This is a genomic window from Pseudomonas monteilii (genome assembly GCA_001534745.1).
Classification (GTDB): domain Bacteria; phylum Pseudomonadota; class Gammaproteobacteria; order Pseudomonadales; family Pseudomonadaceae; genus Aquipseudomonas; species Aquipseudomonas alabamensis.
Window position 1 is genome coordinate 3300201 of sequence record CP013997.1, and the last position, 19372, is coordinate 3319572.

General features: G+C 65.9%; 13 protein-coding genes, 3 tRNA genes and 2 pseudogenes. 5 read left to right on the forward strand and 13 right to left on the reverse strand.

The genetic code is table 11. The features are described 5' to 3' along the window. Positions 1 to 2: 2 nt before the first annotated feature. From APT63_14050 to ppnK, 3 genes are read right to left on the reverse strand one after another with little or no spacing between them, the layout of a single operon-like run. Complete coding sequence (locus tag APT63_14050; protein ID AMA46653.1) at positions 3 to 881, reverse strand: rhomboid family intramembrane serine protease; 879 nt, start codon at positions 879 to 881, stop codon at positions 3 to 5. After that, a complete protein-coding gene (locus APT63_14055) occupies positions 878 to 1849 on the reverse strand; it encodes a serine/threonine protein phosphatase (GenBank protein ID AMA46654.1) in 972 nt (323 codons plus the stop codon). Before APT63_14055 ends, APT63_14050 begins: the two co-directional genes overlap by 4 nt. Beyond that, positions 1849 to 2739, reverse strand: a complete 891-nt coding sequence (gene ppnK, locus APT63_14060; protein AMA46655.1) for an NAD(+) kinase — start codon at positions 2737 to 2739, stop codon at positions 1849 to 1851. Before ppnK ends, APT63_14055 begins: the two co-directional genes overlap by 1 nt. A 105-nt stretch (positions 2740 to 2844) precedes the next feature. On the opposite strand from ppnK, the gene APT63_14065 reads away from it, so the two are divergent. Together APT63_14065 and APT63_14070 are read left to right on the forward strand one after the other, a co-directional pair. After that, complete coding sequence (locus APT63_14065; GenBank protein ID AMA47903.1) at positions 2845 to 3834, forward strand: cobalt chelatase; 990 nt, start codon at positions 2845 to 2847, stop codon at positions 3832 to 3834. A 308-nt stretch (positions 3835 to 4142) separates the two neighbouring features. Then, positions 4143 to 5090 (forward strand): transposase, encoded by a 948-nt coding sequence (locus tag APT63_14070; protein AMA46656.1) that lies wholly within the window; start codon positions 4143 to 4145, stop codon positions 5088 to 5090. 280 nt (positions 5091 to 5370) lie between these two features. Here the strand turns inward: APT63_14070 and APT63_14075 are convergent, their stop codons facing one another. The 3 genes from APT63_14075 to APT63_14085 form a co-directional block, all read right to left on the reverse strand. Beyond that, positions 5371 to 6273: a 1-aminocyclopropane-1-carboxylate deaminase gene (locus APT63_14075; protein ID AMA46657.1), complete on the reverse strand. Its 903-nt coding sequence runs from the start codon at positions 6271 to 6273 to the stop codon at positions 5371 to 5373. A 78-nt stretch (positions 6274 to 6351) separates the two neighbouring features. Beyond that, on the reverse strand, positions 6352 to 8388 hold the full coding sequence (gene fadH, locus APT63_14080; GenBank protein AMA46658.1) for an NADPH-dependent 2,4-dienoyl-CoA reductase: 2037 nt from the start codon (positions 8386 to 8388) through the stop codon (positions 6352 to 6354). A 157-nt stretch (positions 8389 to 8545) separates the two neighbouring features. After that, positions 8546 to 10300 carry a choline transporter gene (locus APT63_14085; GenBank protein ID AMA46659.1) on the reverse strand — a complete coding sequence of 585 codons (1755 nt, stop codon included), beginning with the start codon at positions 10298 to 10300 and terminating at the stop codon, positions 8546 to 8548. A gap of 477 nt (positions 10301 to 10777) precedes the next feature. On the opposite strand from APT63_14085, the pseudogene APT63_14090 reads away from it, so the two are divergent. The 3 genes and pseudogenes from APT63_14090 to APT63_14100 all read left to right on the forward strand — a co-directional run bounded on the left by APT63_14090 (position 10778) and on the right by APT63_14100 (position 13627). Continuing rightward, a pseudogene (locus APT63_14090) lies at positions 10778 to 11116 on the forward strand (hypothetical protein). Between the two features lie 339 nt (positions 11117 to 11455). Next, positions 11456 to 12574: a carbon-nitrogen hydrolase gene (locus APT63_14095; GenBank protein AMA46660.1), complete on the forward strand. Its 1119-nt coding sequence runs from the start codon at positions 11456 to 11458 to the stop codon at positions 12572 to 12574. A 3-nt stretch (positions 12575 to 12577) separates the two neighbouring features. Then, positions 12578 to 13627, forward strand: coding sequence for an AraC family transcriptional regulator (locus tag APT63_14100; protein ID AMA46661.1), 1050 nt, complete (start codon positions 12578 to 12580; stop codon positions 13625 to 13627). 334 nt (positions 13628 to 13961) lie between these two features. On the opposite strand, the pseudogene APT63_14105 reads toward APT63_14100, so the two are convergent. The 7 genes and pseudogenes from APT63_14105 to APT63_14135 form a co-directional block, all read right to left on the reverse strand. Next, positions 13962 to 14861 (reverse strand): annotated as a pseudogene (locus APT63_14105) (hypothetical protein). A gap of 192 nt (positions 14862 to 15053) precedes the next feature. Continuing rightward, positions 15054 to 15130: transfer RNA gene (locus APT63_14110), tRNA-Asp, on the reverse strand. Positions 15131 to 15244: 114 nt separating this feature from the next. Continuing rightward, positions 15245 to 15321 (reverse strand) — tRNA-Asp (locus tag APT63_14115). Positions 15322 to 15398: 77 nt separating this feature from the next. After that, a tRNA-Val gene (locus APT63_14120) sits at positions 15399 to 15474 on the reverse strand. A gap of 368 nt (positions 15475 to 15842) precedes the next feature. Then, the gene (locus tag APT63_14125) at positions 15843 to 16616 is read right to left on the reverse strand and encodes an oxidoreductase (GenBank protein AMA46662.1); all 774 of its coding nucleotides are present in this window, start codon (positions 16614 to 16616) and stop codon (positions 15843 to 15845) included. Then, positions 16613 to 17824 (reverse strand): O-succinylhomoserine sulfhydrylase, encoded by a 1212-nt coding sequence (locus APT63_14130; GenBank protein AMA46663.1) that lies wholly within the window; start codon positions 17822 to 17824, stop codon positions 16613 to 16615. The genes APT63_14125 and APT63_14130 overlap by 4 nt, the downstream gene beginning before the upstream one ends. A 15-nt stretch (positions 17825 to 17839) precedes the next feature. After that, entirely contained in the window at positions 17840 to 19345 is a 1506-nt protein-coding gene (locus APT63_14135) for an amidophosphoribosyltransferase (protein ID AMA46664.1), read from the reverse strand. Between the last annotated feature and the right edge of the window lie 27 nt (positions 19346 to 19372).

Consider the following 19372-nt stretch of genomic DNA (forward strand, 5'->3'; position numbering starts at 1 on the left):
AGTCAGTGCGACAGTCTACGCCGAGCCAGCGCCCCGCCCAAGAGCCCGGCCAGACAACCGACCAGCAGCCCGCTGACGTGGGCGGCATTGGCGATGGCGCCCATACCCAAGGCACTGATCACCCCGGACAGGCACACCAGCAGCCAGATCAGCATGCTCGCCAAGGTGCCGCGCGGCAGACGGAACGCCTCGTTCGGCGCCAGGCGCTGGAACAGCCAGAGGTAGCCCAGCAGCCCGAACAGCACACCCGACAGGCCACCGAACAGCGTGGGGCCGCTGGCCAGGTGCTGCGTCAGGTTCGACACCAGGCCGAAGCACAGGGTCAGCCCCAGCAGGACCCACGACCCCTGGCGCTGTTCGATGCGCCGGCCCAGCTCCCAGAACCACAGCGCGTTCATCGACAGGTGCAGGAAGCCGAAATGCAGGAAGATCGGCGACACCAGTCGCCACCACTGCCCTTCGCTCAACCCTTGCGCCAGCGAGGTGAACTGCAGGTAGTCGCCCTGCACCTGGAACCCGAGGAAGGTCAGCCAGCGTACCGTCGACAGGTTGTCGCCCAGCCCGGTGACGATGGCCACCACCAGGCTGACGATCAGCACCAGGCTGCACATCCAGGTTCCTCGCGCCTGCTCGGCCAGGCTGCCACGTGCCGGCGGCTGGGGATCGGCCTCGAGGGTCAGCGGCGCCTGCACCTCGGCCTGGCCGTCGGGAAAACGCTGGTACAGGTCACGCACGTCCTCGGCCTGGGCCTGGGGCACCCAGAGCACCTGCTCTTCGCCCTCGAGGCTGACCCGGTGCGGCACCTGCAGGCGCCGTAACAGGTCGATGAACCCCGACAGGTCGACGTCCAGCGGCAGGCGCAAGGCCTGCGCCGCGCTCACCGTGCCCCCTGCGGGCGATCGACATCGACCCAGACGAACTTGCGCGGGTCGATGCTGGTTTCCGCGTCCAGGCGGTAGGCTACCAGCTTGCCGTAGAGCACGGCGCTGTAGTCCAGGCAGGCCAGGTTGGGCCGGATCGCCGCCGGCCGACCACTGCGCCAGTAATGGCCGACGAACAGCAGCGGCTCGTCCAGGCCATAGCGCAGCAGCGCGTTCTTCTGCGTAGGGTCCAGCGGTGTGCGGGCCACCTCGTCGGGCAGCGCGTCGGGCTGGAACACGATGTCGCCATAGGTCTGCGGGTCGTCTTCCCAGAACTTGGTGCGGAAGAAGGCGCGGGTCAGGCCATCGCCCCCGGTCAGCGTCAGGCCGTCCGGCAGGCGCATGTCGGTGCCGCGCAGCAGTCGGTTGCAGACCGTGGCGGCGAAGCTGCCGGGCACCGAGGACGCCTGGATGAAGTGCTCGTCGACCCGCCCTTCGGGGTACTGCGCGCGCAACCGTTCGATCAGCGCGGCATCCCAGCAGGCATGCACCAGACGGAAGCGACCGGCGTCGAGGAACAGGGGCAACTGCTGGAACCACTGGACGAAGGCCTGCCATTCGCCCGGATGCTGGGCGAACTGGCTCAAGGTGTCGTCGATCAGCCGGGCATGGCGCGGCGTGTGCTCGCGCACGAAGGTCTTGCCGCTTCCCGGCAGCGCGGGTGTCATCCAGCCCAGGGCGTTGAACTCATGGTTGCCCATGATGCAGTGCGCCTGTCCGGCCTCGACCATGGCGTGCACCAGGTGCAGGGCTTCGCGGATCCGTGGCCCGCGGTCGACGATGTCGCCCAGGAACAGGGCCTGTCGACGCGGATGCCGCCACACCCCGTTGGTCTTCTGGTAGCCCAGGGTGTCGAGCAGGTGGGCGAGCGTCAGGGCACAACCGTGCACGTCGCCGATGATGTCGAAGCCTCGCGCCGGATCGAGCATCAGTCGCCCCTGCCGCCCAGACGGCTGCCCCAGCCCAGCTTGGTGCGGCACACCTCGTAGTAGTTGTGGTCCAGCGGGTGGATCAGGCGCAGCTTCTGCGACTTCTTGTTGACCGTGATGGTGTCGCCTGGCGCGCAGGTGAAATGGTTCTGGCCGTCACAGGACACCTGCGGGTAGATCTGCATGTCCTTGGCCACCACGATCTTCAGCTCGCTGTTGCCGTCGACCACGATCGGGCGCCCCGACAGGGTGTGGGGGTACATCGGCACGATGACGATGGCGTCGAGCTTGGGGTGCATGATCGGCCCGCCGGCCGACAGCGCATAGGCGGTCGAACCGGTGGGCGTGGCGACGATCAGGCCGTCGGCCTTCTGGCTGCAGACGAACTGGCCGTCGATGTAGATCTCGAACTCGATCATCCGGGTCGACTTGCCGGGGTGCAGGACCACGTCGTTGAGCGCATCGCCCTGGCCGATGGCCTCCCCATGGCGGCGCGCCTCGGCTTGCAGCAGGAAGCGGTTCTCGACCAGGTAGTGGCCGTCGAGCACTTCGGCGACCTTCACTTCCAGTTCGTCCGGACGGATGTCGGTCAGAAAGCCCAGGCTGCCGCGGTTGATCCCCAGCACCGGTGTGTTGTGACGGGCCAGAGCGCGGGCGGCACCCAGCAGGCTGCCGTCGCCGCCGACCACGATCACCAGGTCGCAGACCTCACCGAGCATCTTGCGGCTGGAGGTCTGCAGGCCGTGGCCCGGCAGGACTTCGGCGATGGTGTCTTCGAGGATCACGTGCAGGTGGCGTTCGACCAGGAAGGTCTTCAGCCGGCGGATGGTGTCGAGTACCTGCGAACTGCCAAGGCGCCCGATGATACCGATATTGCGAAACTGCTCCATGGAACTCCTGCAAGACTGTGCGACAGGTGAAAGGGCGTCAGGCGCCGGATGCCTGGAAGTATGGTCGAAAGCGTCGGCCGGCGGCAAACCGGCTATGCTCGCAGCATGACGCCTTTCGCCTCCCTCGCCGCCCTGCCCCTCGCCCTGCGCCAGCCGCTGGTCCGCGACCTGGCCTGGACACTCGTCGCCCCGGCGTTGCTGCGCGAGGCCCCGGCGTTGCTGCGCGAGGCCCCGGGGCCGCAACGCCACCCGCTGACCGGGAGCGACTGGGCGCACGACCCTGACGCCCTGGTCGATTGGCTCAACGCGCTGGACGAGGACAGTCGAGCGCTGCAGGCCTGGCTGGCGCAGTCCCGCAGCCGGCGCCTGGGGGTGTACTACGAAGGGCTCTGGCAGTTCGCGCTTCACCAGGCACCTGGCATCGAAATGCTGGCGGCCAACCTGCCCATCCGCCAGGGTCGGCAGACCTTGGGAGAACTGGACGTGCTGCTGCGCGACCGTGACGGGGTGCACCATCTGGAGCTGGCGATCAAGTTCTACCTGGGCCCGACGACCGGGGACGGTCATGAGGCGCAGCGCTGGCTCGGGCCGGGCTGTCATGATCGGCTCGGCAGCAAGCTCGATCACCTGATCGGGCACCAACTGCCGATGGCGTCCCGGCCTGAGAGCCGCGTGGCGCTGGAGGCACTGGGCATCGGCGCGGTGCGTTCGCACCTGTGGCTTGGCGGTTACCTGTTCTATCCCTGGCCTGGACAGACAAGCCCGCCGACGGGCAGCCATCCGGCGCATCTGAAGGGCCATTGGGTACGCCGGGACGATTTCGCGGCTTACCGTGCCGCGACTGGCGCGGGTGTGTGGCAGGTGCTGCCGCGCGAACGCTGGCTGGCGCCTTTTCGTGTCGAGGCGACGGCGCTGGCGGCGATGCCGCCGTTCGAACCCTGGCTGGAGACGTTACAACCCGATGCCGACGCACGCCTGCTGGTACGCCTGGTGGCGGATGATGCAAGGCACTGGGTCGAGGCCGAGCGCGTGTTTCTGGTGGCGCAGGGCTGGCCAGCGCCGATGGCGGAGCCGGGAGTGCGCGGGGTTGGCTGAGGCCACCTGCCGGTCTGTCGTAGAACGGACGGTGTCCGTTTCAACGCGAAGGCATGATTTCATGCTTTGTGGGCCCTGCGGGCCCAATCGCGGCACAGGGGCCGCTTGTATGGTAGGACTTGAAGGGAGGAGGAGGGACTAGATCCGCTTCTGACTGTTCGCGCAGTACAGACCGTGGGAGATTTCGCCCCTCCTCCCTTCACCCAAGCGCCGATAAGGAATGCTTCCGGTTTTGACCGACGAAAGTACAAGCCTGCGCCTCTGGGTGGCCCTTCAAGCCCTTAGACCTTACCTGCGGAGACGCGCTCATGGCAATGCCATCATCCGAACACAGCACGATCATAGGCGTCGACGTTGCTAAGGCTGAACTCGTCATTTACGAAGACAGCTCCGGACAGTTGAGCACTATTGCCAACAACAAGACGGCCATCAAGCAATGGATCAAGGCATTACACGGAAAGGTCTCGATTGCAATCGAAGCCACCAATGTCTATCACCTGCTGTTTACCGATATGGTCCATGAAGCAGGACATACCCTTTACTTGATGGATGGTTATGCCCTGAGTCACTACCGAAAAGGTATTGGTTCACGCGCCAAGACCGACCCGATCGATGCAAGGGTACTGGCCCGGTACCTCAAGAACGAAGGCGTCAACCTTAGCCCCTGGATCCCACCTTCGACGCTCTATCGCGACCTTGTCAGCCTGTTTCGCAGGCGCGCGATGCTCGTCCAGACGCGTACAGCGCTGAGACTGAGCTGGGAGGGTGAGCCGCTGCTCAAGAGCCTTTTGAAGTCCCAGCTCACCTCGATGAAGCGCCTTGAAGACCTCATTGAAAACATGATCAAGAAGCTGCTCGACCAGGCAGGACTGATGCCGTTAGTAAAGCAGTGTATGAAAGTTGAAGGTATTGGTTTTCTTACCGCTGCGCGTTTGGTCGCCACCTACCAGCGAGGCGAGTTCAAGAGTGCCGATGCCTTTATCGCCTTTCTAGGAATGGACCTGCGAGTGGCTCAGTCGGGCAAGAAAAAAGAACGCTCGACGTTGACCAAACGAGGCGATCCAGAGGTCCGTCGTTTGCTGCACAACGCGGCGATGTCAGCAGGCAGGACAGCTGCTTGGAAAACGTTTTACGAAGACAAGCAGAGCCGCGGTTTTAAAAAGACTCAAGTCCTGGTCATGCTGGCCCGCAAGCTGGCTCGAGTGGTCTTTGCCCTGATCAGAAGCGGAGAGGAATATCGTCCCAAAGCCGCTTAAGCGCTTGGCAATTACCATAGAATCTCCCACAGGTGACCGTGATAGCCTGCAACCCCACGGTGGGGCTACGGGTGTAGGAGCGGCCCCAGCCGGGGCGCCGGACCGGCCGCGATGGGCCGCAAAGCGGCCCTAAAATCGATCAGCAATGAAGCTTCGGATCCTGCCAGCTATCGCCATGTTCTTTGCGCGACAGCGCGGCGCCAAGGCGGCAGGCGAACTCCCACAGGATGCTTACCGCGTTGCTTGCTCGGCAGGCTGCAAAGGTCCGGGGAGAACCTGCCTACGCTTCATACCCCCGCCGTCCCTGCAGCCCTCCGGTGTGCACGAACACCATACGCGTGCCCGGCGCGAATCCACCTGACCCGACCTCACGCTGCAACGCCATCAACGCCTTGCCGGTATACACCCCCTCCAGAGGCACGCCGCTGTCACGTTCGCAGTCGTCCATGAACTGCCGCAGGGCCGGGTCGACCCGGCCGAACCCCGCTCCGCAGGCCTCGTGCAGGCGATAACCGCCCTCGCCCACCAGCGCCTGGACATCATGCGCTACCCCGTAACGAGCAGGCACGGCCAGAGCGCCATGCACCATGCGACACCCCTGCTCGGCCTGCACCAGGCCTGCCAGCGTGGTGCCGGTCCCGACCGCCAGCCACCAGACGTCGTGGTCGTCCCAGCCCAGTTGTGGCAGTTGTAGACGGACGTGCTCCAAGAGCACCGCGCAGCCACCCAGGCCCAATGGACCACCCCCGCCTTCGGGAATGCAGTGCCAGCCGGGATAGCGCGCCTGCCAGGGGAGCCAGAAGTCGGCATGATGTCGGGCGCGATAGCCGGCATGCCCCAACCAGTGCAGGTGCATGCCGAAGGCTTCGAGGTCGCGCACCGTGGGCGTGTCCTGATACTCGCCCCGCAGCAGGCCGACGGTGGCGAAGCCGAAGCGCTTGCCGGCCGCCGCCAGGGCGTGCAGGTGATTGGAATGGTTGCCGCCCAGGCTCATCACGCCAGGCGCACCCGCACGCCGTGCCTGCATCAGGTGGTCACGCAACTTGAAGCCCTTGTTGCCGGTGATCAGCGGATCGACCAGGTCCAGGCGCAAGATGCCGACCTCGACCCCGGCGGCGGCGAGCCAGGGCAGGTTCAGGGGCTGGAGTGGCGCAGGTGGCAGTTCGAAGCAATCCGTGTTCATGGACATCAAGCGGGCGAAGGGCGCGCGAGTGTAGCAAGCGACCGCCGTCCGCTTCGAGCGATTGTCCAGCGCCTCACGTCACAACGTGGCCGCCAGCCTCGAGGCCTGGTTGATGGCCCGCTTGGCATCGAGCTCGGCCGCCACGTCCGCGCCGCCGACCAGGTGGGTTGACTGTCCGCTGGCGACCAGCGCCTCGTACAGGTCGCGCAGGGGTTCCTGGCCGGCGCAGATCACCACGTTGTCGACCTCCAGCACCTGGGGTTCACCCCCAGCGATGCGTACGTGCAGGCCGGCATCGTCGATCTTCAGGTATTCCACGCTGTTGAGCATGTGCACCCCGCGCTGCTTCAGGCCGGCCCGGTGGATCCACCCGGTGGTCTTGCCCAGGCCATCGCCGACCTTGGAGGCGCTGCGCTGCAACAGGTAGACCTCGCGCGCCGCCGGTGCCGGACGCGGCGTCACGCCCGCCACCCCGCCGCGTGCTTCGAGCCGGGTGTCGATGCCCCACTCGGCCCAGAAGGCGTCGCGGTCCAGGCTGGTGGCAGGTCCGGCGTGCACCAGGTACTCGCTGGTGTCGAACCCGATGCCGCCGGCCCCGATCACCGCGACACGCGGCCCGACCGGACGGCCTTCGCGCAGCACGTCCAGGTAGCTCAGCACCTTGGGGTGATCGATTCCCGGAATCGCCGGCACCCGTGGCGAGATCCCGGTGGCCAGCACCACCTCGTCGTACCCCTCGGCCCGCAGCGTTTCGGCATCGACCCGCTGCCCCAGGCGCACCTGCACCTCCAGGTCACGCAGGCGATGCTCGAAATAGCGCAGGGTCTCGGCGAACTCCTCCTTGCCCGGCACGCGCTTGGCCACGTTGAACTGGCCGCCGATCTCGGACGCCGCGTCGAACAGTGTCACCTGGTGCCCGCGCTCGGCGGCCACGCTGGCGCAGGCCAGCCCCGCCGGTCCGGCGCCCACCACGGCGATACGGCGTGGCTGCCGGGTCGGCACGTAGGTGAGTTCGGTTTCATGGCAGGCACGGGGGTTGACCAGGCAACTGGTCAGCTTGCCGGCGAAGGTGTGGTCCAGGCAGGCCTGGTTGCAGCCGATGCAGGTGTTGATGCGCGAGGCCAGGCCGGCGGCGGCCTTGTTGACGAACTCGGGGTCGGCGAGGAACGGTCGCGCCATGGAGACCATGTCGGCATCGCCAGCCGCCAGCACGGCCTCGGCCACCTCAGGCGTGTTGATGCGGTTGGTGGTGATCAGAGGGATCCCCACCTCGCCGCGCAACTTGGCGGTGACCTGGGTGAACGCCGCGCGCGGCACCTTGGTGGCGATGGTCGGAATGCGCGCCTCGTGCCAGCCGATGCCGGTGTTGATCAGCGTGGCACCGGCCTGCTCGATGGCCTTAGCCAGCGTCACCACCTCGTCCCAGTCGCTGCCCTGCTGCACCAGGTCGAGCATCGACAGGCGGAAGATCAGGATGAAACGCACACCGACCGCCTCGCGCACACGGCGCACGATCTCCACCGCCAGGCGCATGCGATTGGCATAGCTGCCGCCCCAGCGGTCGTCACGCTGGTTGGTCTGGGTCACCAGGAACTGGTTGATGAAGTAGCCTTCCGAGCCCATGATCTCGACGCCATCGTAGCCGGCGAACTGGGCCAGCTCGGCGCAGCGGACGAAATCGGCGATCTGCTTCTCGATACCCTCCTCGTCCAGCGCGTGGGGCGTGAACGGGTTGATCGGGGCGCGAATGGCGCTGGGCGCGACCTGCTTGGGGCTGTAGGCGTAACGCCCGGCATGCAGGATCTGCAGGCAGATCTTGCCGCCGGCCTGGTGCACCGCCTCGGTCACCACGCGGTGGCGCTCGGCCTCCTGCTCGGTGGTGAGCTTGGCCGCCCCGGCGTACACCGCGCCCTCCTCGTTCGGCGCGATGCCGCCCGTCACCATCAGGCCTACCCCGCCCCGGGCGCGCTCGGCGAAGTACGCCGCCATGCGCTCGAAGCCTTCCGGGCGTTCCTCCAGCCCGGTGTGCATCGACCCCATCAACGTGCGGTTGCGCAGGGTGGTAAAGCCCAGGTCCAGCGGGGCCAACAGGTGGGGGTAAGGGGCGGCGGCCATCGAGGCATCTCCAGAGTCGGCGAACACGGAACGCAGGCACCTTGTCGGTCGGGCCTGTCGTCATGCGCCGACATTACCCAGCCCGCGCACGCGCCTCAATGACCGAAAGTGACAACTTTCTGATCGTATCGGACAGCGTGCGCCGACCTGAGTCTGGTCAATGCTCCGAGAGCGGCGCCGGCTTCTCGGCTGGAACCGGTGCAGGCGCGACCTTGGTTTCCTTGACCACGATGTGGAACTCCTCGCCGTGCTTCACCGCGCCATACAGCACGGCCTTTTCGATCAGCTCGCTGCCGCGCAGGTGCCGCAGCATCATCGGGTCCTTGCGCAGATCGCGGTACAGGGCCAGGCACAGCAGGACCATCACGATGACGAACGGCAGCGCCACCACGATGGTGAGGTTCTGCAGCCCGGTCAGGGCCGAACCCGGGTCGGACGGATCGCCGATCGCCAGCATGATCGCCGCGACCGTGCCGGTCAGCCCGCCCCAGAAGATCACCGTCCGCCGTGAAGGCTCGGTGGTGCCGTGCTCGGACAGCGTCCCCATGACCAGCGAGGCGGCGTCGGCCCCCGAGACGAAGAAGATACCCACCAGGATCATCACCAGCACCGAAGTCACCGATGCCCAGGGGTAGGTGGCCAGCAGCTCGTACAGCGCATGGTTGCTGTTGACCGCGCCATTGGTGAGCTGGAAGGCCCCCTCGCGCAAGGCATCGATGCTGGCGCCGCCGAAGATGGCGAACCAGATCAGGCTGACCAGGCTGGGCACCAGCAGCACGCCGCTGACGAACTGGCGGATGGTGCGGCCGCGGCTGATGCGGGCGATGAACATGCCGACGAAGGGCGTCCAGGAGACCCACCAGGCCCAGTAGAACACCGTCCAGCCGGCCAGCCAGTCACCCATCTGCGCGCCGCCGCTGGCCGTGGTGCGGGCCATCATTTCCGGCAGCAGCTTGACGTAGATGCCGATCGAGGTCGGCAACAGGTTGAGCATCAGCAAGGTCGGCCCGACCATGAACACGAACAGCGCCAGCACCAGGGCCAGCACCATGTTGGTGTTGGACAGCCACTGGATGCCCTTGCCGATGCCGGAAACCGCCGAGGCCACGAAGGCTACGGTGAGAATCGTGATGATGAGGATGTGCAGCAGCTTGCCGGGGTGCTCGATCCAGCCGTTGTACTCGAGCCCACCGGCGATCTGCAGAGCGCCCAGGCCGAGCGAGGCGGCCGAGCCGAACAGCGTGGCGAAGATGGCCATCATGTCGATCATGCGCCCGGCCGGGCCATTGGCGTGCCGGCCGATCAGCGGCCGGAAGGCGGCGGAGATCAGTTGCGAGCGGCCCCGACGGAACGTGCCGTAGGCGATCACCAGCCCGACGATGGCGTACATGGCCCAGGGGTGCAGCGTCCAGTGGAACAGCGTGGTAGCCATCGCCACCTGCAACGCTTCGTTGGACTGGCCTGCCACGGTGCCGGGCGGTGGATTGACGTAGTGCGAAAGCGGCTCGGCGACGCCGAAGAACATCAGGCCGATGCCCATGCCGGCGCTGAACATCATGGCCACCCAGGAAATGGTACGAAACTCCGGCACCTCGCCATCGCACCCGAGCGGGATCCGTCCGTACCGGCTGGCTGCCAGCCACAGCACGAAGGCCACGATGAGGCTCGAGGTGAGCACGAAGAACCAGCCGAAGTTCACGATGACCCAGGACTGGGCCGTGGATGCGCTGGCGGCGAGGTTGGCCTGGTTGAGGAAGCCCCACAGGATGAAGGCCACGGCGATGATGCTGGTCACGCCGAACACCCAGCCGTCGAGCCGGCCCTCGAGCGAACGGTCCTGCCGAGCCTCGGCGGTGTTGGAAGGGTCGGTCACACCGAGGCCCATGGCCTCGTCGTTCGGTTGCGTCGCCATCTGAGCCCCTTTGCGGTTGTTTTTGTTGTGTCGCCGCTGCCGCTGCCAGGCCCTTTCGAACCTGTGCCACGGTCGCCTCGGGATTATCGGCGTCGGTCCTGGCATCGCCTGTTCTGGGACCGTCCCGGCTCATGCTCTAAACGACTCGCCATCCGTTTGCCGACCCTGATTTCGGTCTTCGGCGACCGGCCGTCGGCCCGTGCGCCAGGCCATACAACGATACGGCCTGAATGGGTATCGACCGTGGGACAGCGTCCCCCACGCGGTGGGCAGTCGACGGCAATCTGTCCCGGTGCCTGTCTCTATCGGCCCCATCAAGACGTTTTGTGCGCGTCGAGACGAAGGTTCAGGGAATCTAATGCCATCCGCGGGTGTCAGACTCGTTTGTAAGCGCGTTCAATGGCGCTGTGCCGTGCCCGCAAGCGAGGAGTCCGCATGCCGTTAGCCATGGGAGAAGCGCTTGGCGCCCGATGCAACATGGAATCACTCATCATTATGAAAGCGTCACCGACTGTGCTGCTGATCGAAGACGAGCCCAGTCTTCGAGAACTGATCGTCATGGCCCTGGAAGACCTGGGCGCCGACGTGACGGCCGTTGCCACGGCCGATGAAGGCGCGGCCATGCTCACTCGCCAGCCCTGGGCCCTGCTGCTCACCGACGTCAGAACGCCCGGCAAGCTCGACGGGCTCGAACTGGCCTGCCTGGCCCGGCAACAGACCCCTGGCCTGAACATCGTGGTCATGAGCGGTTACCACAACAAGCTGGCCTCTCCCCTGCCCCCGAACGTCGACTTCCTGCCCAAGCCCTGGTCCATGCAGGACTTCAACACGCTGATCGGTGATCAGCTGGCCGTTGCCGATCCACGGCAGCTCGTGACGGGTGGTTTCGCGACGCCGCTGACAACCGCCCGCGACTGACGCCCTCTGCCCAGTCAGCGTTTCGCCGAAGGATGGGGTACCTTCGCGTTCCGGTTTTCCCCTCCATTCCAGCATGCCCTTGCCTGCACGCCCTGTGCCCACGCATGACCTGCCCTGCTCGCGATGGTATGGTGAGCCACCAGGCTGGCCGCTCGCTCTGTCGCCCGTCGGCGATCCCGAGGGCTGATCGGCCGATGACGAACGCGGCATGGCGCCGTTCTTTTCAGTGACGTCCACATGCGTAAATTCTTGGTCGGTGCATTCGCACTGGCGCTTCTTCTTGCCCTGGGCAGCTATGGCATCTGGACGCTGCAGCGCCCGGAAGGCCACTACCTGTCCGATCTTCGCATCACCGTTGCGCTCGATCACGGCACGCCCGGCGAACGGGGCAATTTGCTGGGGATCGAGCCGCTGCTCTACCCGGTCGACTACCAGAACCTGCAACGTCTGCACCGCAAGCTGGCCGCCTACCTCGAGCAGGCCAAGGCCCTGGGCATGCTGACCCCCAGAACCGTGGTGGTGCTGCCGGAACACGTGGGCACGTGGCTCTGGGCGCGTGGCGAAAAGAACGAGCTGTACCAGGTGACGCAACGCCGGGAGGCCTTGCAGTGGCTGGAGATCAGCAACCCGGTCCGCTATGGGCTGGCGGTCCTGATGGCCGAGGGCGAGGACCGTCGCGGCGATGCGCACCTGCGCATGAAGGCCGGGCAGATGGCGGCCGACTACCAGGCCCTGTTCGGCGGGCTGGCCAAGGAGTTCGCCGTGACCTTGGTGGCCGGCTCGATCGTGCTACCGGCCCCCTACGCCGAGCAGGGAAGGCTGTACCCGGGCACGGGCGCCTTGTTCAACTGCAGCGTGGTGTTCGATGCCACGGGAGCGGTCCTGGGGCAGCCGCAACGCCAGCGCTTTCCCGACAGCGATGTGCGGCGCTTCATCCAGGGCGAGCAGGCGCAGCCGTTGCAGACCTTCGCCACCCCGGCAGGCACGTTGGGTGTCCTGGTCGGCAGCGACAGCTGGTACCCCCAGAACCAGCAGCAGCTGGCCACGCAGTCGGTCGATCTGGTCGCCAACCCAGCCTTTCTGGGCGGGCGCGACCGTTGGACGGCCCCCTGGCGTGGTAATCGCCATCAATCGGCGAGCGCTCAACTACCTTTGAAACCGGGCGAGGTCAGCGAGCAGGCCGCCTGGCAGACGCTGGTCGGCGCACCGTCCAACCCGGCGACGCGCATGACGGTCTTCCTGCGCGGCCAGTTCTGGGACATGGGCAGCGACGGGCAAGGCTTCGCTGGGGTCGACGGTCAATCCCTCGGCGGCCCGCCCCATGCAGGCGCGCGCCTGTTGAACGTCTGGCTGTAACCCATGCCGACCCCACGGGTACGCCTGGGTGACCTGTCGGTGGCCTTCACCCTGCCGTTGGCCGAGGCCTTGACGGAGCTGGGGCACGACGGCAAAGCATTGCTGCAACGTTATGGCCTGGGTGACGAGCGTCTGGCGCAACCTGGCGCACGGCTGTCGATCCCTCGCTACATGCACCTGGGGCATGCCGCGTTGTCGTTGAGTGGCGAGCCCGCCCTGGGCCTGCACATGGGCCGCCTGAGCCGCCTGCCCCAGGCCGGCCTGGCGGGCATGGCTGCCGCCCAGGCACCGACCCTGAGCGAAGCCGCACGCACCCTGCTGCGCTTCGAACCGCTGTACGCCGTCAACTACCGCGGGCAATCGTCCTACCAGGCCGATGCACAGGGTGCCTGGCTGTGTTTCTACGCCATCGACCCGTACAACGACTACAACCGGTTCGTGGTCGACTCGGTCCTGAGCGGCTGGCTGGCCCAGCTCAGTGGCCTGGTGACCGTGCCGGTGCGAGCCGACCGGCTGGAGATCGCCTTCGAAGCCCCTGACTACGCGGCGCATTACGCCCCGCTCTGCACCTCGAGCGTGCGCTTCGCGGCGCCCAGCAACCGGTTGCACCTGAGCCAGACGCTTCTGGACCTGCCCAACCCCTGGCATTGTCCGGGCACCTGGCAGCATCTGCTGCAGCTATGCGAAGCGGAACTGGAACAGCGCACGCGTCTGCGCAGCGTGTCGGAGCACGTCACCCGCTGCCTTGGCCCCTTGCTCAGCGGTGGACGGGAACCGGACCTGCAGACCGTTGCCCGGCACCTGCAGCTGCCGGCCTGGACCCTACGGCGTCGGCTGGCCGATGAGGGCACACTGTTTCGTGCGTTGCTCAACGACACACGACGCGACCTGGCCGAAGCCTACATTCGGGATACCGCTTCGAGCTTCGGCGAGATCGCCTACCTGCTGGGGTTCGCTTCGGCCGAGGCGTTCCAGCGCGCGTTCAAACGCTGGACCGGCAAGACGCCAGGCGACTACCGACGCGAGCAGCGCGGCGTCGTCCAGGTCGACTAGAGCTCGGTGGCGTCTTCGGCCGGCTCGGCCGTGTCGAATTCGACGGCGCGGGACTCGAGCAGCTCTTCCTGATAATCATCCATGGGTCTGGCTCCTGATCGATTCATGGGACGGTGTCATGGCATCACGCTACAGCGCGATGATGAAAGCACCATGACAATGTTATGAGCGATCAGGCGCGCCAGGGTTCGCCAGAGGGTCTAGCCTGCTTGTATCAGGCCATTTCAAGGATGGACGACGTTCCGGCTCACGGGGAAACGCCAGGCGTCTCTGCGGGCGTCTCTGCTGACGTTGGCGTTGGCGTTGGCGGTGCGGTTTCCGGTGTGGGCTCCGGTTCCTGGACCTGAATCGGGGCAGCGTCGGCAGGCGGCGCTATGGGTTGCGAACCTTGCTGTTCGTCGGGCGCTGGCACTGACGCGGCGGAAGTAGTGGGCGTGTCGGTCACAGCCGGAGCAGCGACCTGAGTGTCTTGGCTGTTCTGGGAACTCCGAGCGCTCGAATCGACGGCAGGTGACTCGACAGCCGTGGCCTGGGTCACCTCCGGCACAGGCGTCGAGGCCTCAGGCCGTGACGTCTCGACGGGCGCGACTGCTGGGACAGACGACACCGGCTCAGGCGCCAGGGACGTCGCAGCCGGCCCCGGCAGGCCAAGCGAAGGGGCCGCCGCGGGTGGATCGACGGGCGCTGCCTTGGCAGCGACCTTGCGCGGCTTGGGCAGGTAGCTTTCCACCAGCGCGAAGTAACGCTCGTAGAACTGCGGCGCGGTCACGGTTTCACTGGCGACCTTGACCATCGAGTCATCACTCGAGCCGATCGGCATCGACACCGACCCCAGCACCCCTACCCCGAGGCTGGCCGAGGTGTTGGACTTCTTGAGGCTGTAGCGATCCTGCAGGGCGTTGGCGAACAAGGTGGAGCCGCCGGTATCGGCACTGTCCGGCGCGCAGGTGATGTTGAAGCTGATCTGCAGATGGTTCTCGCTGTTCTGCTGGAAGCTCTTGTTGCCCGCGACCTGGTTGGCGCTGCTGCTGGTGATGATGTAGCCCTGACTCAGCAATGCCCGTCGTGCCGCTTCGCAGGAACTGGCTTCGTTCACCGAGAAGGCACGTGAAAAGGTGCCTGAGTCGTCGAAATGCTCATGTTCGTAGATGGCGGCTTTTTTCGAGGCACAACCTGCCAGGCCTGCCAGCAGCAGAGCCAACCCAAGCGTACTGAGGAGCGGTTTTCCAGACATTACGGATTCCGGGACAAGGCGGACGGGTATTGTGCATGACATCACGCGCCTGCTGAAACCATTCGTCCATGAACATCGTCAAGCGCGAGGCCATCTATCCGGGGGACGGTGGACAGCCAGCAGAAACAAAAAAAGCGACCCGAAGGTCGCTTTTTCTGTGCTTCAAGGCGTTCAGTGACCTCGAAGCGGATATGGCGCAGCGGACGGGACTCGAACCCGCGACCCCCGGCGTGACAGGCCGGTATTCTAACCGACTGAACTACCGCTGCGTATCGCTCAGGCTTGCGCCCGATTGAAACTGGGATCTGGCCTGAAAGCGCGGGTAAACCTTCTACCTTTGCTTCCGACCTCAGACCGGTGCAAGCACCCATCTGGATAAAAAGTGGCGCAGCGGACGGGACTCGAACCCGCGACCCCCGGCGTGACAGGCCGGTATTCTAACCGACTGAACTACCGCTGCGCATGTGGACTTGCGTCCGGTTCCTCTCAATTAGCGTCATCTTGCGAATCGGCTGGGTCAGGAACATCTCAGTGAAGTGGTGGGTGATGACGGGATCGAACCGCCGACCCTCTGCTTGTAAGGCAGATGCTCTCCCGGCTGAGCTAATCACCCGCTTGTTGCGTTTGCTTCGCTGAGGCCGCGAAATTTACGCAGGTACCGACGCTAAGTCAACACCCCTGTTGAATTTTTTTTAAAAAAGATGAAATTGGGTAGGTGGCGTTTGGGGGCTGAGGTGGGGAGCGAGGAGCTGCAAGCTGCAAGCTGAGCATATGGGCGTGGAGTGAGGCGCAAGGGGGATGAGCGGTTGTCGCTGGGGTCGAGGTGGTCTTTCAGCTGCACAGAGTCTTGCAGGGGCTGCGCGGGCAGCTTCACGGCAGGTCGGGGAGATGAGGGAAGGCAAAGAGAGCGTCATCGCCTTGAGAAGCGCAGCGAGCGTTATGCAGTCATGGGAGAGGCGCACACTGCCCTCCCCCTGACCATCAGGCGTAGATCATCTTCCGCGTCATGCCGCCGTCGACCACGTATTCCTGCCCCGTCACGAACGATGCCTGGCTGGACAGCAGCCAGGCGACCAGTGCGGCGACGTCCTCGACGGTGCCCACGCGCCCGACCGGATGCTGGGCATGGTCCGCGCTGTCCAGTGGCTCGGCACGGCGCTGGGAGGGATCGCGTGCATCGATCCAGCCGGGGCTGACGGCGTTGACACGGATCTCCGGCCCCAGGCTGACGGCCAGCGCATGGGTCAGCGCCACCAGACCGCCCTTGCTCGCGGCATAGGCTTCGGTGTCGGGTTCGGATTGATGGGCGCGGGTCGAGGCCAGGTTGACGATGGCGCCGCCGTGAGCGCGCAGATAAGGCGCACAGTGCTTGGCCAGCAGCATGGCCCCACTCAGGTTGACCGCCAGCACCCGGTTCCACTGCGACAGGCTCAGGCTCTCGAGCGTGCCGCTGTGAGGGTCGGCGACGGCCGCGTTGCACACCAGGGCGTCCAGGCGACCGAACTGGCCCAGCACCTGGGCCACGCCGGTCACCACGTCCTTTTCATCGGCGACGTCCATGGAGACGAACCAGGCATTGTCGCCCAATGCCTTGGCCACCTTGGCGCCGCGCTTGCGGTCCACGTCGCTCAGGACCACCTGCCAGCCCTCGCAGATCAACCAGGCCGCGATGCCCAGACCGATGCCGCGCGCAGCCCCGGTGACCAGGGCCACGCGACCATTGTGGCTGGCCTCGCCGCCTTTCCAGTCGATCACAGCGCGGCCAACCCCCGTGCCAGGTCGGCCTGCAGGTCGGCCACGTCCTCGAGCCCCACCGCCACGCGGATCAGGCTGTCACGGATGCCCGCCGCTTCACGCTCGTGAGGCGTCAGACGCCCGTGGGAGGTGGTGGCCGGGTGCGCGATGGTGGTCTTGCTGTCGCCCAGGTTGGTGGTGATCGACACCAGCCGCGTCGCATCGATGAAGCGCCAGGCGCCCTCTTTGCCACCCTCGACCTCGAAGCTCACCACCGCGCCGAAGCCGCTCATCTGGCGCTTGGCCAGTTCGTGCTGGGGATGGCTCGGCAGGCCGGCATAGTGCACCCGCTCGATACCGGGCTGCTGGGTCAGCCATTCGGCCAGTGCCTGGGCACTCTGGCAGTGGGCACGCATGCGCAGCTTGAGCGTCTCCAACCCCTTGAGGAACACCCAGGCGTTGAACGGGCTCAAGGTCGGCCCTGCGGTGCGCAGGAAGCCGACCACCTCCTTCATCAGCTCGGCGCGCCCGGCGACGGCCCCGCCCATGCAACGGCCCTGGCCATCGATGAACTTGGTCGCCGAATGGATGACGATGTCCGCCCCCAGGGCAAGCGGCTGCTGCAGGGCCGGCGTGCTGAAGCAGTTGTCCACCGCCAGCAGCGCGCCGTGCGCCTGGGCGATGGCGGCCAGCCCGGCGATGTCCACCAGCTCGGCCAGCGGATTGGAGGGCGACTCGACGAACAGCAGCCGGGTGTTGGGCTTGAGCGCCTGCTGCCAGCCGTCCAGGTCGGCCAGCGGGACGTAGTCCACCTGGACGCCGAAGCGCTTGAAGTACTTCTCGAACAGGCTGATGGTCGAGCCGAACACGCTTTGCGAGACCAGCACATGGTCGCCTGCACTGCACAGCGCCATCACCGTGGCCAGGATCGCCGCCATGCCGGTGGACGTGCCGACGGCCTGTTCGGCGCCTTCGAGGGCGGCCAGGCGCTCTTCGAAGGCCCTGACCGTCGGGTTGGTATAGCGTGAGTAGACGTTACCCGGCACTTCACCCGCAAACCGCGCCGCGGCATCGGCGGCGGTGCGGAAGACGTAGCTGGAGGTGAAGAACACCGCCTCGCTGTGCTCGCCTTCAGGTGTGCGGTGCTGGCCGGCGCGTACCGCCAGGGTGTCGAAACCGACACCCTCGAGGTCGCTGTCCAGCCGCCCGGCCTCCCATTGATCCGACATGCCCTGCTCCCAGAATCAGTTGTTGTACAGGTCGATGATCGCGCTGACCGCCTGGTGCTTGACCTTGGCGGTGTCGTTGCGCGATTGCTCGATGCGATCGAGGTAGGCCTCGTCGACGTCGCCGGTCACGTAGTGGCCGTCGAACACCGCGCAATCGAACTGCTCGATCTTGATCTTGCCGCCACCGACCGATTCCACCAGGTCCGGCAGGTCCTGGTAGACCAGCCAGTCGGCGCCGATCAACTCGGCCACCTGTTCGGTGGTACGGTTATGGGCGATCAGTTCATGGGCACTCGGCATGTCGATGCCGTAGACGTTGGGGTAACGCACGGCGGGGGCGGCGGAACAGAAGTAGACGTTCTTGGCGCCGGCCTCGCGGGCCATCTGGATGATCTGCTTGCAGGTGGTGCCGCGCACGATCGAGTCGTCCACCAGCATCACGTTCTTGCCGCGGAACTCCAGCTCGATGGCGTTGAGCTTCTGGCGCACCGACTTCTTGCGGGCGGCCTGGCCCGGCATGATGAAGGTCCGGCCGATGTAGCGGTTCTTGACGAAGCCTTCGCGGAACTTGACGCCCAGGTGGTTGGCCAACTGCAGCGCCGCCGTGCGGCTGGTGTCGGGGATCGGGATGACCACGTCGATGCCATGGTCCGGGCGCTCGCGCTGGATCTTGTCGGCCAGCTTCTCGCCCATGCGCAGGCGTGCCTTGTACACCGAGACGCCGTCGATGATCGAGTCCGGACGGGCCAGGTAGACGTGCTCGAAGATGCACGGCGTGAGGGTCGGCGCGGTGGCGCACTGACGGGTGTGCAGCTGACCGTCTTCGGTGATGTAGACCGCTTCGCCCGGCGCCAGGTCGCGGATCAGGGTGAAGCCGAGCACGTCCAGGGCCACGCTTTCCGAGGCGATCATGTACTCCACGCCTTCGTCGGTGTGACGCTGGCCGAAGACGATCGGGCGAATGGCGTGGGGGTCGCGGAAGCCGACGATGCCGTAGCCGGTGATCATCGCCACCACCGCATAGCCGCCGACGCACCGGCTGTGCACGTGGGACACGGCCGCGAACACGTCTTCTTCGGTCGGCTGCAGCTTGCCGCGCACGGCCAGCTCATGGGCGAACACGTTGAGCAGCACTTCGGAATCGGAGTTGGTGTTGACGTGACGCAGGTCCGACTCGTAGATCTCCTTGGCCAGCTGTTCGACGTTGGTCAGGTTGCCGTTGTGCGCCAGGGTGATGCCGTAGGGCGAGTTGACGTAGAACGGCTGGGCCTCGGCCGAGGTCGAGCTGCCCGCCGTCGGGTAGCGCACGTGCCCGATACCCATGTGCCCGACCAGACGCTGCATGTGCCGCTGCTGGAAGACATCGCGCACCAGGCCGTTGTCCTTGCGCAGGAACAGCCGGCCATCATGGCTGGTCACGATGCCGGCAGCGTCCTGGCCGCGATGCTGGAGAACGGTTAGCGCGTCATACAGCGCCTGATTGACGTTCGACTTACCGACGATACCGACGATGCCACACATGCGACGCAACCCCTACTTTGATGAAAC